Source organism: Sphaerisporangium sp. TRM90804, from assembly GCF_029846175.1.
Taxonomy (GTDB): Bacteria; Actinomycetota; Actinomycetes; order Streptosporangiales; family Streptosporangiaceae; genus Sphaerisporangium.
This window is the reverse complement of record NZ_JARWAC010000008.1, coordinates 73,375-89,515: the sequence shown is the minus strand read 5'-3', so window position 1 is coordinate 89,515 and position 16,141 is coordinate 73,375. Positions and strand designations below refer to the sequence as shown.

Annotated in this window: 13 protein-coding genes and 2 riboswitches; of the genes, 3 read left to right on the top strand and 10 right to left on the bottom strand. The window is 71.9% G+C overall.

The window, feature by feature from the left end; translation table 11 throughout:
• Window positions 1-396 precede the first annotated feature (396 nt).
• The 4 genes from PYR91_RS10630 to PYR91_RS10615 form a co-directional block, all read right to left on the bottom strand.
• Window positions 397-729 carry an Lsr2 family protein gene (locus PYR91_RS10630; RefSeq protein WP_279779353.1) on the bottom strand — a complete coding sequence of 111 codons (333 nt, stop codon included), beginning with the start codon at window positions 727-729 and terminating at the stop codon, window positions 397-399.
• Between the two features lie 116 nt (window positions 730-845).
• Window positions 846-995, bottom strand: a complete 150-nt coding sequence (locus PYR91_RS10625; protein WP_279779352.1) for a hypothetical protein — start codon at window positions 993-995, stop codon at window positions 846-848.
• Between the two features lie 1,249 nt (window positions 996-2,244).
• Window positions 2,245-3,372, bottom strand: a complete 1,128-nt coding sequence (locus tag PYR91_RS10620; protein ID WP_279779351.1) for an RDD family protein — start codon at window positions 3,370-3,372, stop codon at window positions 2,245-2,247.
• A gap of 233 nt (window positions 3,373-3,605) precedes the next feature.
• Complete coding sequence (locus PYR91_RS10615; protein ID WP_279779350.1) at window positions 3,606-4,151, bottom strand: amino-acid N-acetyltransferase; 546 nt, start codon at window positions 4,149-4,151, stop codon at window positions 3,606-3,608.
• A 373-nt stretch (window positions 4,152-4,524) separates the two neighbouring features.
• Window positions 4,525-4,733: riboswitch (cyclic di-AMP (ydaO/yuaA leader) on the top strand.
• Between the two features lie 35 nt (window positions 4,734-4,768).
• Here PYR91_RS10615 and PYR91_RS10610 point away from each other — a divergent pair.
• Window positions 4,769-5,809, top strand: coding sequence for an NlpC/P60 family protein (locus PYR91_RS10610; protein ID WP_279779349.1), 1,041 nt, complete (start codon window positions 4,769-4,771; stop codon window positions 5,807-5,809).
• 197 nt (window positions 5,810-6,006) lie between these two features.
• Here PYR91_RS10610 and PYR91_RS10605 read toward each other — a convergent pair whose 3' ends face one another.
• From PYR91_RS10605 to PYR91_RS10585, 5 genes are all read right to left on the bottom strand, one after another.
• Window positions 6,007-6,198, bottom strand: coding sequence for a LuxR C-terminal-related transcriptional regulator (locus tag PYR91_RS10605; protein ID WP_307784623.1), 192 nt, complete (start codon window positions 6,196-6,198; stop codon window positions 6,007-6,009).
• A gap of 571 nt (window positions 6,199-6,769) precedes the next feature.
• Window positions 6,770-7,552 (bottom strand): type III pantothenate kinase, encoded by a 783-nt coding sequence (locus PYR91_RS10600; protein ID WP_279779347.1) that lies wholly within the window; start codon window positions 7,550-7,552, stop codon window positions 6,770-6,772.
• Window positions 7,552-10,107, bottom strand: a complete 2,556-nt coding sequence (locus PYR91_RS10595; protein WP_279779345.1) for an L-aspartate oxidase — start codon at window positions 10,105-10,107, stop codon at window positions 7,552-7,554. The genes PYR91_RS10600 and PYR91_RS10595 overlap by 1 nt, the downstream gene beginning before the upstream one ends.
• A gap of 160 nt (window positions 10,108-10,267) precedes the next feature.
• Window positions 10,268-11,095, bottom strand: a complete 828-nt coding sequence (gene panC / locus PYR91_RS10590) for a pantoate--beta-alanine ligase (RefSeq protein WP_279779359.1) — start codon at window positions 11,093-11,095, stop codon at window positions 10,268-10,270.
• Between the two features lie 128 nt (window positions 11,096-11,223).
• Window positions 11,224-12,114 (bottom strand): DUF2520 domain-containing protein, encoded by an 891-nt coding sequence (locus tag PYR91_RS10585; RefSeq protein ID WP_279779344.1) that lies wholly within the window; start codon window positions 12,112-12,114, stop codon window positions 11,224-11,226.
• Window positions 12,115-12,326: 212 nt separating this feature from the next.
• Here PYR91_RS10585 and PYR91_RS10580 point away from each other — a divergent pair, with 212 nt between their 5' ends.
• Complete coding sequence (locus tag PYR91_RS10580; protein ID WP_279779342.1) at window positions 12,327-13,319, top strand: SAM-dependent methyltransferase; 993 nt, start codon at window positions 12,327-12,329, stop codon at window positions 13,317-13,319.
• A gap of 6 nt (window positions 13,320-13,325) precedes the next feature.
• Here the strand turns inward: PYR91_RS10580 and PYR91_RS10575 are convergent, their stop codons facing one another.
• A complete protein-coding gene (locus PYR91_RS10575) occupies window positions 13,326-14,528 on the bottom strand; it encodes a cytochrome P450 (protein ID WP_279779341.1) in 1,203 nt (400 codons plus the stop codon).
• Window positions 14,529-14,638: 110 nt separating this feature from the next.
• Window positions 14,639-14,754, top strand: a riboswitch (SAM riboswitch).
• Window positions 14,755-14,822: 68 nt separating this feature from the next.
• Between PYR91_RS10575 and PYR91_RS10570 the strand changes: the two genes are divergently transcribed.
• On the top strand, window positions 14,823-16,130 hold the full coding sequence (locus tag PYR91_RS10570) for an aminotransferase class V-fold PLP-dependent enzyme (RefSeq protein ID WP_279779358.1): 1,308 nt from the start codon (window positions 14,823-14,825) through the stop codon (window positions 16,128-16,130).
• Window positions 16,131-16,141: the final 11 nt, after the last annotated feature.

Sequence of the window (16,141 nt, the reverse complement as noted above, 5' to 3'; positions counted from 1 at the left end):
CCGATGTAGTTGTGGTTGAGCATCCGGGCCTCTTCCTGGGCCAGGACGACAACACGCCGTGCGCGGTCAGTGAACCTTTCGAACATCTCGTCGCTCCTCACAGAGCGGCCAGGCAGCTCGGGATATCCGGGCCCGCCGCATCCGCATGCTAGCCCCGACCGGTGACCGCTCTAGACAGAGAGACGTTCCCCGGGAGCAGGGCGTTCACGCTCCATCCAACTACCGTTGGGGGCCCACATGTTCCCGCTACGCCCGAAGCGAACGACGTTTGACTTTGCCGTTTCCGTGAACCCCCGGGCCGCGCGCCGGACGATCACAACCCGCATAACCGGATCATGCGGCTATGGCGGCGATTGAGGGGGGCTCGCCGCCACGGCCGTTGATCACAAACCTCCGTCAGTGTGCCGCTTCGTACTGCTCCACCACGGAGGAGGCAATACGACCCCGCTCACTCACGGAGATGCCGTGTGCCTTGGCCCACGCCCTGATCTCCGAGCTCTTTTCCCGGGAGGGGCGCTGTCCACCGCCGCGCTTGCGGCCCCGGCTCGGAGCGTTCTCAGACCTTCGCGCGCTGGAGACGAAAGAGGAAAGCGCGTCGCGCAGCTTCTTGGCGTTGTCGCCGCTCAGGTCAATCTCGTAAGTGGAGCCATCAAGTGCGAAGGTGACAGTCTCACTGGCCTCGCCACCATCGAGGTCGTCGATGAGTATCTTCTGGATCTGCGTGGCCATCTGGCAATCCTTTCGCAGAGCATTGTTCTTTCGCCAGCTAAACATATACCCGGCAACCCCTGCTGACAATTCAGGATGCGGGTGGATTCAGACCGCCGGTGCGGGCGCCGGCCGGGTCAGCCGGAAGAAGCCTCCGAGGACTTGTCGGCGGGTTCGGCCGCCCGCCTCCGAGCCTCCGCCTCCGAACGAACCAGCTTCACGACGGCGTAGATGACCACCGCGGTCACAACCATCGGCGGTATCAACGCGGACAATACATCGTTCATTGATCCTCGCTCCACGCGGGGTGGCATTCAGCCGGCCTCCCGCGTTAATTGTCACACGGGCCCCCCTCGGCCCGTACCACGGTTGCCTGATCGGGGAGTCAGGATCCGACTCTATCCCCACAGGAGGTCAGCGGGCGTTGCGGGGAGGGCCGCCTAAGCCGCCGAAGGACCGTTCCAGGCTTATCGCCGTCTCTCCAGCGGCCTTACCGGATGGCCCGGTAATGCCGATCCTCCTCGAAAACAGCCGCCCGGAGGGCCTGCGGGCACGGCGGCGCCGAAAAAGCTGATCTCGGGGCGGCCGTGAGCACAACGCCGATCGGCGGGTTGTTGGCTCTCCGTCCGTAACCGGCCGCCCAGGTGATTAGCGCACCCGGCAGGGCCGGGAAGACGCAGTCGGGTCTTCCGGCGTTCGGAATGTCACGGAGAAGCTTCACCAGGGGAGACGGATGAACGCTTCATCACATTGAAGCTTTCATGGGGGCCAGCGGCCGATCCGGTATCCCGGATCTTCACGTCTTCTCGGCGGCGGACCGGTCGTCCGTGGTATTGCGGCGCATACTTCCCGCGCGCCATACGGGCCGAAGCGGCGTTCCGCGGGCGGGTGAAACCTCGCCCGTGTACCACGGCCAGGGCCGAATTCCCGGCCGCCGTAGGGGCTGAAGTTCAACCCGCGGCGCGCGCCGGGGGACCGCACGCGTCACCCCTCGACCGCCACCCCTCCGGCGATTTCCGGGCGGCAGGCGACGCGGCCAACCGGCGCCGGCTGGACGCGAAAGGGCGTGCGACGGCGGAAGAACGAAGGCCCGCGCATCGGCGACAGAATGCCGGGAACCGTCCGGAGAATCCGTGCCGGCCGGGGAATGAGGGTCGCTCCGGACCGGCCGCGAGGGTTCAGACACCCGCGGCCCTGAGAGCGGCGGCGCGGCCCCCGGGGGGCGGCGCGGGGTGGCCGCGGGGGGAGACGCCGGAGGGCTCGCCCGGCGTCACGTGATCCTCGTTCGCCAAAGGCGAACAACGGTGCGCTTCATGGCACGGTTCCTATCGCACATAGCGGTAGGCCCGTATCCGGTTCCCCCACATCGCCGCCAAGGTGTCGGATGAGGACCCCCGTGGCAGACACTGTGCTGCCCTCCGGCGGCCTCCGGGAGGCGTTCCGGAGAGGCGCCGACCCCCGGACCCCCCGGACGGTCACACGCGAACGGGGCCGGAGGGCGTCGCCCTCCGGCCCCGCGGGACCGCTGTCTCAGCGTTACTTGATCTTCACCACGACGGTCTTCGCGACCTTGTCGTGCAGGGCTTGGTGGAGCGGCTTGTCCCACAGCAGCCAGAGCACGTTGACGAGCGAGAAGACGCTGGCGACCCAGCCGAGGATCGGGATCCAGCGCAGGATCTGCGGCCCGAACAGCACGCCCGCCCGCTTGGCGACGACGTCGGAGGGAAGCCCCTCGGCCGTGAGCGCGCCGCCGACCGGCACGACCTTGATGCCCATGACGATCTTGCCGACCGTCTGGCCGCGCTGCTTGAGCATGAAGTACTCGTACGCGACGTAGATCAGCGTGACCAGCACCGCGACGATCAGGTCGGCCAGGAACACGCCGCCCGGCTCCGTGATGACACCGGTCGTCGGGTCGAAGTTCGCCTGCGTCACGACCACGGCGGTGATGATCGCCGTGAGGATCAGAGTCGGAATGACGAGGATCACGCCGTCGATGATCCGCGCCACCAGGCGCTGCCACCACTCGGCGAGCGGCGCGGGCGCGCCCGGAGGCTGGACGCCCTGGATGCCTTGCGCCCCGTACTGCGCCTGGCCGTAACCCGGCTGGCCGTACGCCGGCGCCCCGTAGGGCTGCTGGCCGTAGTCGGGCTGCGAGGGGTCCTGCTGGCCGTACTGCTGCTGGCCGTACCCCTGCGCGCCGTAGCCCGGCTGCTGACCGTAACCCTGCTGCTGGCCGTAGCCGGCCTGCTGGCCGTACTGCTGCTGCTGGTCGTACCCGGGCTGCTGGCCGTAGCCCGGCTGCTGACCGTAGGCCTGCTGGCCGTACTGCTGCTGCTGGTCGTACCCGGGCTGCTGCTCGTAGCCGGGCTGCTGGCCGTAACCCGGCTGCGCCGGCTGCTGGCCGTACTGCTGCTGACCGTAGGCCTGCTGGCCGTACTGCTGCTGCTGGTCGTACCCGGGCTGCTGGCCGTAGCCCTGCTGCCCGTACTGCTGCTGGCCCTGCGACTGCTGGGAGTATCCCTGGCCGTAGGCGCCCGTGCCACCCTGCTGTCCGTACCCGCCCTGCTGGCCGTACGGCTGCTGCTGCCCGTATGTCTGGCTCTGCCCGTAAGACTGCTGGCCGTGCTCAGGCGACTGCTGGGGGCGGTGGACGACTGTCACCTCCGGATCGACGCCGGGTGCGGGCCGATCGCTGTGCTGCCCATAGTGCGCAGATCCGGATGACGCCTGATCGTCGTCCGACTCGTCGCGTGGGTACGGCGGCTGTCCGGTGCTCACCGTGTCACCTCACTTCAGCTTCGCATGCGGCATATGTCAGACACACATGCTGTGGTGTTGCCCAACGTAGCGACACTGGCATCAACAGTCACCTTTCCATTCCGTCGTCCTGGCCGTCAAGATCGCGGTTTCAGGTGAAGGATCATGCGCTCGTTGCCCAGAGTGTTCGGCTTGACGTGGTCCAGGTCCAGGAACTCCGCGACGCCCTCATCGTAGGAGTCGAGCAACTCGGCGTACACCTCAGGCGACACCGGAGTGCCCTGAATCGGTACGAAACCGTGCCTTCCGAAGAACTCGACCTCGAAGGTCAGGCAGAACACCCGCCGCACGCCGAGCTCGCGAGCGGTGCCGATGAGCGCGTCGACGATCTTGTGGCCGATGCCCAGACCCCTGCGCCCCTCGTCGACGGCGACGGTGCGGATCTCGGCGAGGTCCTCCCAGAGCACGTGCAGGGCCCCGCAGCCCACCACGTGGCCGTCCAGCTCGGCGACCCAGAACTCCTGGACGGTCTCGTAGAGGGTGACCAGGGACTTGCGCAGGAGGCGCGGCCCGTCTCCGGAGTAGGTGTCGACCAGCCGCCCGACGGCGCGGACGTCGGCGGTGCGTGCTCGCCGGACGACGAGCGTGCCTCCGGCGGGCGGGGACACCGCGACCTGCTCCATGACCGGCTAGCGTATCCGCCCGCCGCGCCGCCGCGCGGGAGCGGTCGCACGGGCGGGAACCAGGGGTTATCGGTCTGACCGAAAACCGCGACACCAGGTTTCCTTCGCGCAAAGTAGCGGTCCGAACCCGGCCAGTCCGAATAGCGCGCTATCGGCTGATGTTGCCAACAGCTCGCTACGGCCCCGGCCCCGGACCTGCGACTGAGGTGTCCGAAGTGATCCGGGAAGCCCGATGAGGCCGCCGTGATCGGCGTGACGCCGTGATCTCGCCGTGACGGCCCGGTTGTCAAACCTCAACAGAAATCGCAGTTCTGGTTGAGCAGGAACCTTGCCTGCACTAGTGTCCAGCCTCAATGCCGGTCATCGGGAAGCGGTGTCCGGCCCGCCTAATCCCGGCCGCCCTCGAAGGCGGCGGGAACCGGGGACCCAAAGGCCGGACGCGGGAGGTCACCCTCCGGTGAGCCGGCCCTGGGGTGAATCCGAGCAGCGGGGTGTCGCGGTTCCCCCGCGGCCCGTGCGGCCGGTAGGGCTACTCCGCCCGAACCCGTCAGCTAACCCGGTAGGCGGCCGAGGAGAGGAGTTCGTTGGTGCGACCTGGGCGCACGCCTGGACCGACCGTGGGCAGACATGCCCGTCCCCGCGAACGGGGCCCTCGGGCCCTGCTGGGAGGCGGCGCCCTGCGGGTGCCACGCCGGATCGCCATGGTCGCGGTGACCCTGACGGCCGTCACGTTCGGCTCGCCGCTGGTCGCGGCCACCGCCGAGCCCAAGCCGAGCCTCAACGAGCTCAAGAACCAGGTCGAGCGCCACTACGAGGAGATCGAGTCGCTCACCGAGCAGTTCAACGGGCAGCGCGAACGCCTCAAGCAGGCGCGGCGCTCGGCCGAGCTCGCCAACAAGACGCTGGAGAAGAGCCACGCCGACCTGGAGCAGAAGCGCCTGAAGGCGGGCCAGTACGCGCAGGACGCCTACATGCTCGGCGGCATCGGCTCCTCACTCGCCCTGGCCATGTCGGGCGACCCCGACGGCTATCTCAACCGGGCCGCCACCACCTACGCCCTGCAGATGCAGCAGGGGGAGGAGGTCGCGCGCATCGCCAAGGCGATGGACGTCGCCGAGCGCGCCAAGGCCGGCGCCAAGGCGCGCGAGGCCGAGGTGAACAAGCTGGTCTCCGACCTCTCCACGCAGCGCGACAAGATCCGCAAGCTGGTCGCCAAGACCGAGAGCACGCTGTTCAGGCGGGCGCTGTCGCAGGCGGGCAACACCGGTGGCCGGGCCACGAAGATCGACATTCCGATCCCCGGGGACGGCAAGGCCGCCGAGGCCACCAAGTGGGCGCTGACGCAGCAGCTCAAGCCCTATGTCTGGGGAGCCGCGGGCCCGAGCTCGTTCGACTGCTCCGGGCTGGTCATGTGGGCCTACCAGAAGGTCGGCATCAGCCTCCCGCACTACACCGGCGACCAGTGGACCGCCGGCACGCACGTGTCGCGGCAGGATCTGCGCGCCGGCGACCTGGTGTTCTTCTACAGCGACCTGCACCACGTCGGCATCTACATCGGCGGCGGCATGATGGTGCACGCGCCGCGCACCGGTGACGTGGTGCGTGTGGTGCCGCTGGGCAACCGGCCCTTCGTCGGCGGCGTGCGCATCGCCGACTGACCCGCGCACAGGCCGCCCCGGCCCCGTTCAGCCGCCGGCTCCCGGCGTCTGGCCCGAAGCGGTGACGTCCCGGGCCGGCTGAGCCGCCCCACGATCGAAGGCGCGCCTCACCTCGGCCCGAGGGCCGCGGTGACGAACGCGCGCACACCTGCCGCGCCTCACCCGCGTGGGGTGAGGCGCGGATCGCCGCGGCGTCGCTAGATCAGCCGACGGCGCGCGGCCCAGGCCACCGCCTCGATCGCGGTGGCGACGCCTATGCGGTCGCAGATGCCGCGCAGACGACGCCGGACGGTACGGCCGCTCACATCGAGCCGCCGGCCGACCCGGTCGACCGTCACTCCCTTGGCCAACTCGGCGAGCAGCAGAAGATCATCGTCGCTCAATCCCACTCTCTCGGATCCCGCGGGAATCTCGGTTCCCCGGGACACTAGATCCGGATACGCCATCGGGTGTCCTCTCCCCCACGACGAACTCGGCAACATCTGAATGCTTCGGCCCGCCCGTCAGGAACGGTAAACGCCACGTTGAAAGGTCGTCAAGCGCTGACCGCGATACCCGTTACGTTCGTCATTGACATACCTGTCCATACATGAACTACTCATGACATGTTCGCGGTCGCTTAGAGGCCGGCGCGGAACGTGATCTGGGAGGGGCGCCGCCCCGGGGAGCACCGAGAGGACACCGGATCCCCTGGTTGACGGCGGGTTCCGTGTCACGACGCCTGGATCGCGCGGTTGCGTCGATATATGATCGCGGGCGCCGCCGCGCCTATTCCCGCCGCCTAATTGCAGGTCCCTATTGCAGGCGTTTTCCCGCCGTACACCCCCATCCGGAACCTCTCAGCGGTCCCGATTGAACGGTATGGATCACGTAACAACCTCGTAATACGAGGGTGCGTGTAGCCCACGGCGCATTGCCGATCTTTGACATTGAGAGGCCGTACGGGGTGGCCGGCGCCTGTCAGCCGCTGTTGCGGTTGTAGATCAGGCGCAGCCCGATCAGCGTGAGCCACGGCTCGTGCACGTCGATGGAGCGGGCCTCGTCGACCACGAGCGACGCCAGCGACCCGGTGGCGACGACCGTCACGTCGTCGGGGTCGGCGGCCAGCTCAGGGGCCATGCGCTCCACGATGCCGTCCACCTGGCCGGCGAAACCGTAGATGATGCCTGCCTGGAGGGCCTCGACCGTGTTCTTGGCGATCACCGACCTCGGGCGGATCAGCTCCACCTTGTGAAGCTGGGCGCCCGCCGCGGCGAGCGCGTCGACCGAGATCTCGATGCCCGGGGCGGTCACCGCCCCGACGTACTCGCCCTTGGCCGAGACCGCGTCGAAGGACGTCGCCGTGCCGAAGTCGACGATCACGCACGGCCCCCCGTAAAGGGTGATCGCGGCGAGCGCGTTGACAACGCGGTCGCTGCCGACCTCCTTGGGATTGTCCATGCGCACCGGCACGCCGGTGCGCACCCCGGGCTCGACGATGACCGCCGTGACGTCGCCGTAATAGCGACGGCACATCTCGCGCATCTCGTTGAGCACCGAGGGCACCGTGGAGCAGATCGCGATGCCGCTGACGTCCGCCGCCTTCAGCAGCGGGCTCTGGCCGAGCAGCCCCTGAAGGACCACGGCGATCTCGTCGGCGGTGCGCCGGGCGTCGGTCGCCAGGCGCCAGTGCTCGATGAGCTCCTCACCCTCGAAGAGCCCGAGCACCGTATGGGTGTTGCCGACGTCGATCGTGAGCAGCATCAAGCCCCCCGCAGGTCCAGAGCGATGTCGAGCGCGGGCGCGGAGTGGGTCAGCGCCCCCACGGCAAGGTAGTCGACGCCGGTCGCGGCCACATCTCGCGCCGTCCGCAGAGTGAGACCGCCGCTGGACTCCAGCCGGGCCCTGCCGGCGACCAGGCGGACCGCCGCCGCCAGCTCCTCGACCGTGAAGTTGTCCAGCAGGATCTCCTCCGCCCCCTCGGCGAGCACCGGCTCGATCTGGTCGATACGGTCGACCTCCACCTCGATGGGCAGGCCCGGATAGGCCAGCCTGACCGCGCGGAACGCCTCGGCGACCCCGCCGGCCGCCACCACGTGATTGTCCTTGATCAAGGCGGCGTCCGAAAGCGACATCCGGTGGTTGACCCCGCCGCCGCACCGCACGGCGTACTTCTCCAGCGCCCGCAGCCCCGGGAGCGTCTTGCGGCTGTCGCGGACGCGGGCTCCGGTGCCGGCGACGGCCTCGACCCACAGGCCGGTCCGCGTGGCGACGCCGGACAGGTGCGTGAGCAGGTTGAGAACGGTGCGCTCGGCCGTGAGCAGGTCGCGGGCGGGCCCGGAGACGGTCATCAGCACGTCGCCCCGGGCCACGCGCTCGCCGTCCTTGGCGTGGCGCTCCACGGCGAGACGGCCCTCGGAGGCGTGGGCGAGCGCCGCCTCGGCCACCGCCAGCCCCGCGACGATGCCGTCCGCCCGGGCCACCAGGTCGCCAACGGCGGTGCGGCCGGCCGGGATGGTGGCGAGGGTGGTGACGTCGCCCTCGGCGGACAGGTCCTCGGCCAGGGCGGTCTCGACCAGCGCGGTCACCGCGGCGGGGTCCAGCCCCGCGCCGGCCAGCTCGGCCTCGACGTGGTGGGGCAGCCCCGTGGCGCGCTGGTCGTCGTGCGGCCGGTAGGCCATGGTCAGTCCCCTCTCGTTCAGGGTCACGTCCACGTGCCCCAGCCACCAGGCGTCATTGCGCTCGGGGAAGTCCTCACGCCAGTGAGACCCCCGCGTCTCCTCACGGGCCCGCGCGGCCGTGACCAACGCGGTGGCCACGGTCAGCAGGTTGGTCGCCTCCCACGACTCCGTGCACGGCTCCACCGCCACCGGGGTCCACCGGGCGTCCAGGAGCGAGTGGGCGACCTCGGTGAGGCTGCGGCCGTTGCGCAGCACCCCGGCGTCCGCGCTCATGCGCGCCTGAACGCGTGGCCGCACGCGGGGGTCGGCCAGCCCGGCGGGGCGCCCGTCGTCCACCGGCTCCGCCGCGCGCCGCGCGCCGGACGCCAGGTCGGCGGCGATGCGCTCGGCGAAGACCAGCCCTTCCAGCAGGGAGTTGGAGGCGAGCCGGTTCGCGCCGTGCACCCCCGTGCACGCCACCTCGCCGCAGGCGTACAGGCCCGCGACGTCCGTGCGGCCGTGCAGGTCGGTGCGCACGCCGCCGCTGGCGTAGTGGGCGGCCGGCGCGACCGGGATGGGCTCGCGCACCGGGTCGACGCCGCTCTCCCGGCAGATGGCGTAGATCGTGGGGAACCGCGTGCGCCACTTGTCCTCGCCGAAGTGGCGGGCGTCCAGGTAGACGTGGTCGGCGCCGCTCTCCAGCATTCGCCGCATGATCGCCTTGGCGACCACGTCGCGGGGGGCGAGGTCGGCCAGCTCGTGCACGCCGGTCATGAAGCGCCGCCCGGTCTCGTCGACGAGCACGGCGCCCTCGCCGCGCACGGCCTCGGAGATCAGCGGCTGCTGGCCGGTGGAGTCCTCGCCGCGCCACAGGACGGTGGGGTGGAACTGGACGAACTCCAGGTCCCTGATCACCGCCCCGGCCCGCAGCGCCAGCGCCACGCCGTCCCCGGTGGACACGACCGGGTTGGTCGTCGCCGCGTACACCTGGCCCATGCCGCCGGAGGCGAGCACGACCGCGCCCGCCCGGACGGCGCCCACGCCGTCCCGGGCGCCCTCGCCCATCACGTGCAGGGTCACGCCGCAGGCGGCGCCGGAGGCGTCCTTGAGCAGGTCCAGGACGAGCGCGTGCTCGATGACCTCCACGCCTGCCCCGCCGCCGCGCGGGGCGCTCTGCCTGACCGCGTCGACCAGGGCGCGTTGCACCTCGGCGCCGGTGGCGTCGCCGCCGGCGTGGACGATGCGGTCGCGGCGGTGGCCGCCCTCGCGGCCGAGCTGCAGCTCGCCGTCCGCCCCCCGGTCGAAGCGGGCGCCGAGCGCGATCAGCCGCCGCAGCGCCCCCGGCCCTTCGTTCACCAGGACCCGCACCGCGCGCTCGTCGCACAGCCCGACGCCGGCCACCAGCGTGTCTGCGAGGTGCTCGGCCGGGGAGTCGGCGGGGTCGAGCGCGGCGGCGATGCCGCCCTGCGCCCAGCGGGTGGAGCCCGCGGACAGCACGTCCTTGGTGACGACCAGCACCCGCGCCGCCGGGTTCAGGCGCGCGTACCGCAGCGCCACGGTGAGGCCGGCGACGCCGCTTCCCACGACGACGACGTCGGCGTGGACGGTCCAGCCTGGGGCGGGTGCGGTGAGCCGCCGGGGGATGGGCGGGTGCGCCATGGAGTTCTCCTCATTTCGTCAAATTGACGATAACGAATGAACCAAGGCTACCTCGCGGTGGGGGTGCCGTTCGCGCCGGCATGGCGCCGAGGCCGCGGCGGCGCCGCGGAACGGAGGTGCGGGCACGGCCCGCCGGGGTTACCTCGCGGACCGGGCGGGGTCAGGAGGGCCCGAGGGTGAGGACGACGTTGTCGATCAGCCGGGTGGACCCCACCTTGGCCGCCACGGCCAGGACGGCCTCGCCCCGGTGGTCGTCGGGGACGGCCGTGAAGGTCGCGGGGTCGACCAGGCAGACGTAGTCGAGCGCCAGGGGCGGGCTCGCGACGGCGGCCTGGTCGAGCACGGCCCTGGCCGCGCCCAGGATGTCGCGGGGGCGGCCGTGCCGCGCGCCCTCCCGCAGGGCCGCGGACAGGGCCAGGGCGGTGCCGCGGTCGGCCTCGGACAGGTAGCGGTTGCGGCTCGAAAGCGCCAGGCCGTCGGGCTCGCGCACCGTGGGCGCGCCCAGGACGGTCACCGGGAGGTCGAGGTCGGCGACCATGCGCCGGATCATCGCGAGCTGCTGGGCGTCCTTCTGGCCGAAGACGGCGACGTCGGGCCGCACCAGGTTGAACAGCTTGAGCACGACGGTGAGCACGCCGTCGAAGTGGCCGGGCCGGAAGGCCCCCTCGACCACGGTGCCCATGCGACCTGCGCAGACGCCCACCTGGCGGTCGGGCAGGTACATCTCGCCGGCCGCCGGGGCGAAGACCAGGCCCACCCCCTCGGCCGCGCAGATCTCGAGGTCGGTGTCGAAGGTGCGCGGGTAGCGCGAGAAGTCCTCACCCGGGGCGAACTGCAGGGGGTTGACGAAGACGCTCACCGCGACGTGGTCGGCGTGCTCGCGGGCGAGGCGGATGAGCGAGCGGTGCCCCTCGTGCAGGGCGCCCATCGTCGGGACCAGGGCCAGCGTGCCGCCCGGCACCCCGCCGCTCCCGCCAGCGGCGTCCAGGGCGCCCTCACCGCCGCCCCGCGTGTACGTGGCGCCGGCGGCGCGGAACGAGGCCCCCGGGCCGTCGGAGGGGGCGGCGCCCAGGGCGGCGCGCGCCGCGAGCAGCTCCGCGCGGTCTCCGGCGACGATCACGTCCACGAGTTGCCTCCCAGGGCGTCGAGCAGGCGCTCGGCCGCCTCGGGCTTCAGCAGCCCGGCGGCCAGTGCGCGGTCGGCGGTGAGCCGGGCCAGGACCACGTACGCGTCGGCGGCCTCCGGCGCGGCCAGGATCAGGGCGTCCACGTGCTTGCGGACGGTCACGGCGTCCCCGCGCACCACCGGCCCGGTGAGGCCGCTGATGCCCAGGCGCAGCGCGTTGTCGAGCGCGGCGCCGAGCAGCGGGCCCAGCATGCGGCCGGGCTGCTCCACGCCGATCTTCTTCAGCAGCTCCTGCGCCTCGGCGATCAGCGTCACCATGTGGTTGGCGGCTCCGGCGAGCGCGGCGTGGTACAGGGCGCGGCTCTCCTCGGCGATCCAGACCGGCTCGCCGCCCATCTCGATCACCAGGGCCTCGGCGACCGGGCGCAGCGCCTCGGGCGCGGTGACGCCGAAGGAGCAGCCGGTGATGCGGCGAAGGTCGTCGTCCCTGCCGGTGAAGGTCATCACGGGATGCAGCGCGAACGGCAGGGCCCCCGCCGCCGTGGCGGGGTCGAGCACGCCCAGGCCGTAGGCGCCGCTGGTGTGCACCAGCATCTTGCCGCGAAGGTCGACCCCGGTGGCGGCGAGCCCGGACACCAGGCCGGGGAGCGCGTCGTCGGGAACGGTCAGCAGCACGAGCTCGGACCTGCCGATGACGTCGTCGGCCTGGGAGATGCGCACGCCCAGGCGCTCGGCGGCGCGCCGCCGCGACGCCTCGGAGACCCCGGCGGCCGCCACCACGCGGTGACCGGCCTGCGCGAGCGCCGCCCCGAGGACCGACCCCACGCGCCCGGCGCCGACTACCCCGACCGCGAGGCGGCCCGGGCGATCGCTTGTGTCCATCGTCTTCCCGTCCACGATCGATACAGGCCCCAGATGGCCAGCGTAACGGCCTGACCGCACCCGGCGGCGGCACGGCCGCCCGGTGGGCCACCGGCCGTGCACGGGTGCCGGGCGCCTGCGCGGCGCCGCTCGTGCGCGCGCCGCGTTCGCACTGTCCACAGTTTTACATCGGCCCGTCAATGCCTGGACCCTCCTTGGTAACGTCCAGTCCCGTGTGGGTCACCTGGCGGGAAGCCATGCAGCAGGCGCTCTACGGCGACGACGGGTTCTACGTCAGGGAGCGTCCCCTGGGCCATTTCCGCACGTCGGTGGGGGCTTCCCCGGCGTTCGCCGACGCCGTGCTGCGGCTGCTCGCCAGGGTCGACTCGGCGCTGGGCCACCCCGGCGAGCTCGATCTGGTCGACGTCGGCTCGGGTGACGGCCTGCTGGTCAACCACGTGGTGCGCACGGCCGAGCCGGGCCTGGCCGAGCGGCTGCGCGTCACCGCCGTCGACCTGTCCCCGGCGCCCGGGGGGCTCGACAAGGCGGTCACCTGGTCCCCCTCCCTGCCGTGGGAGGTCCGCGGGCTGGTCGTCGCCAACGAGTGGCTCGACAACGTCCCGCTCGACATCGCCGAGCAGACCGCCGGCGGCCCCCGGCTCGTCCTGGTCGATCCCGAGACCGGCGAGGAGCGGCTGGGCGGCCCGCCGCCGGAGGCCGACCGGGCGTGGCTCGCGCGGTGGTGGCCGCTCGGCACCGTAGGGCTGCGCGCCGAGATCGGCCGCCCCCGCGACGAGGCGTGGGCGTCCGTCATCGGGGTCCTCGCGGAGGGGCTGGCGGTGGCCGCCGATTATGCACACCCTGTGGACAACCGGCCGCCCTACGGCACCCTGGCCGGGTACCGCGACGGCGCCTGTGTGCCCCCCATCCCCGACACATCCTGCGATATCACCGCACACGTGGCACTGGACGCCTGTGCGGCGGCCGGTGAGCGAGCCGGTGCGATATCCACAACGTTGACCACGCAACGACAGGCGCTGCGCGCCCTGGGCGTGAGCGGCGACCGTCCCCCGCTGCCCCTGGCGGCCTCCGATCCCGCGGCCTACCTCCGCGCCCTGGCCCGCGCCTCAGAGGAGGCCGAGCTCATCGACCCCGGCGGCCTGGGCGGCTTCGGCTGGCTCGCCCAGTCCACGTCCACGGCGATCGAGGCACTCCCGTCCCCGTGACCGCCGTCAGGCCGTGCCGACCTCCAGCGACCGCAGGCCGCGGATCACGAAGTTCGGCTTCCAGGAGGGCTCCGCCAGCAGGGTGAGGCGGGGCGCGGCCCTCAGCAGGGCGCCGATCGACTCGATCAGCTCCACCCTGGCCAGCGGGGCGCCCAGGCAGAAGTGGATTCCGGCGCCGAACGAGATGTGCGGGTTGTCGGTGCGGCCGACGTCGAGGCGGTCGGGGTCGGCGAAGGCCTCGGGGTCGCGGTTGGCCGAGCCGAACAGCAGGGCCACCTCCACGCCCTTGGGGATGTCCACGCCGCCGATGGTGGTGTCCTCAAGCACCCAGCGCTCGAAGAGCTGCAGCGGGGTGTCCCAGCGCATCAGCTCCTCGACCGCCGTGGGCAGCAGGGAGGGGTCGGCGCGCAGGCGCTCCAGCTCGCCGGGGTTGCGCAACAGCGCCCACCAGCCGTTGCCGGTGACGTTGACGGTCGCCTCGTGGCCGGCGTTGAGCAGCAGCACGCACGTGCCGACCAGCTCGTCCTCGGTCAGGCTGTCGCCCTCGTCCACCACCTGCGCCAGGGCGCTGATCAGGTCGTCCCCCGGCTCCTTGCGGCGCAGGGCCGCCAGCTCACGCAGGTAGGCGGCGAACTCCGACGCCGCGCGCACCGCCGTGTGCTGGGCCTCGACCGGCGGGCTGAGCTCGTACATGGCGCAGATGTCCGCCGACCAGGGGCGCAGCAGGTGCCTGTCGCCCTCGGGCACGCCGAGCATCTCGGCGATGACGGTCACCGGCAGGGGCTCGGCCACCTCGGCGAGCAGGTCGCCGCCACCGCGCTCCACGAAGCCGTCCACGAGGTCCTGGGCGATGCTCCGCACCCTCGGGCGCAGCTCCTGCACCATGCGCGGGGTGAACGCCTTGGAGACCAGCCGGCGCAGCCGCGTGTGCACGGGCGGCTCCACGTCCAGCATCCCGGCGCGGATCACCCGCCAGAAGGGTTCCTGGAACTCGGGCTCGGCCTCGCGGCCGAACTCCTCGTGGGTGGCCACATGCAGGTAGGAGCGGCCGAGCCGGCGGTCGCGCAGCGCGGCGTTGACGTCGCGGTGCCGCGCGACGAGCCACTGCCCGGTGGGTTCGAAGAACGTGACCGGCGCCGTCTCGCGAAGCTCGCGGTAGGCGTCGTAGGGATGGGCGGCGAACTCCGGATTCCAGGGATCAAAGCGCACCAAGTCATCGTAATTGGGATTGGGAGCTTCGTACCGGTTCTGACCGGGGCGTTCTCAGCATGCGAGCGAGGTTTGCGGCGCGGTGGGGGATCCTTGTTATAGTTCCGCTAGGTCATGAGTGCCAGCGTCAAGCCCCGGCTCGCTGGCCGGCAACCCTCGCGCTCGCGGCGGGGTGCCCCGGGTGAAGACCAGGTCCGGCACGAGGTGTGCCGGGCAAGCGCGGGCTCCCGTCACCACAGCGCCGACCGGGGTCCCATGACCTTGAGGAGACCGGCGTTGTCAGCTCTCACCGTCCTGAAGAGGCAGCCCGCCGAGGTTCCGGCCGGGCCGGATCCCGCGGCGGCCCGCACCGTTCCCGCCGTGCTGGGCGCCGATCTGGAGGTTCCGGTCAAGGGTGGCAGGCTGGTGCCCTACGCCAACTTCGACTACGCCGCGAGCGCCCCGTGTCTCGCGCCGGTGCGCGACGCCGTCACCGCCGCCCTTCCGGCCTACTCCAGCGTGCACCGGGGCGCCGGGTACGCCTCCCAGCTCACCACCGCCCGCTACGAGCAGGCCCGCCACACCGTGCGCGCCTTCGTCGGCGCCCGGCCCGACGACGCGGTGGTGTTCACCCGCAACACCACCGACGCCGCGAACCTGCTGGCCCGCGCGCTGCCCGAGGGCACCACGGTGGTCGTCTTCGAGACCGAGCACCACGCGTCCCTGCTGCCCTGGCCGGACGCCGTCCGGCTGGCGCCGCCCGCCTTCCCCGGCGAGGCGGTGCGCGCGGCCGACGAGGCGCTCGGGGCCGTCGACGGGCCCAAGCTGCTGGTCGTCACCGCGGCCTCCAACGTCACCGGCGAGCTGTGGCCGATCGCCGCGCTGGCGCACATCGCCCACCGGCACGGCGCGCGCATCCTGGTGGACGCCGCCCAGTTCGTGCCGCACCGCCCGCTCAACCTCACCGCGCTGGGCCTCGACTACGTCGCCTTCTCCGGGCACAAGCTGTACGCCCCGTTCGGGGCGGGGGCGCTCGTCGGCCGCGCCGACTGGCTCGCCGAGGCCGACCCGTACCTTCGCGGCGGCGGCGCGTCCAAGGCCGTCACCGGCGGGGCGGGCCAGGGTCTGCCCGTGGACGCCGAGTGGAGCGCCGACCCCGAGCAGCGCCACGAGGCCGGCACGCCCAACGTCCTCGGCGCGGTGGCGCTGGCCGCCGCCTGCGACGCCCTGTCGGCGACCGGCTGGCTCCCGCTGATCAAAGAGGAGGAGCGCCTGGTCGGCCTGCTGCGCGAGGGGCTGGCCGCCATCGACGGCCTCCACGAGCTGTCGCTGTGGGGGCCCGGCCACCCGCGCGTGGGCATCGTCGCCTTCGTGGTCGAGGGCTGGACGGCACGCGAGGTCGCCGAGGCGCTGTCGGCCGAGTACGGCATCGGCGTGCGCGACGGCAAGTTCTGCGCCCACCCGTTCGTGCGCCACCTGCTCGACGGTCTCGGCCGGGACGCCGGCGGCGAGTGCGCCGACGGCACGACCGGCGCCGTGCGGGCCTCCATCGGCGTCGGCACCACCACCGAGCACGTCCGGCGTCTGCTCGGGGCCCTCTCAGATCTTGTCTCCCGCCGCTGACGTGACAGCAT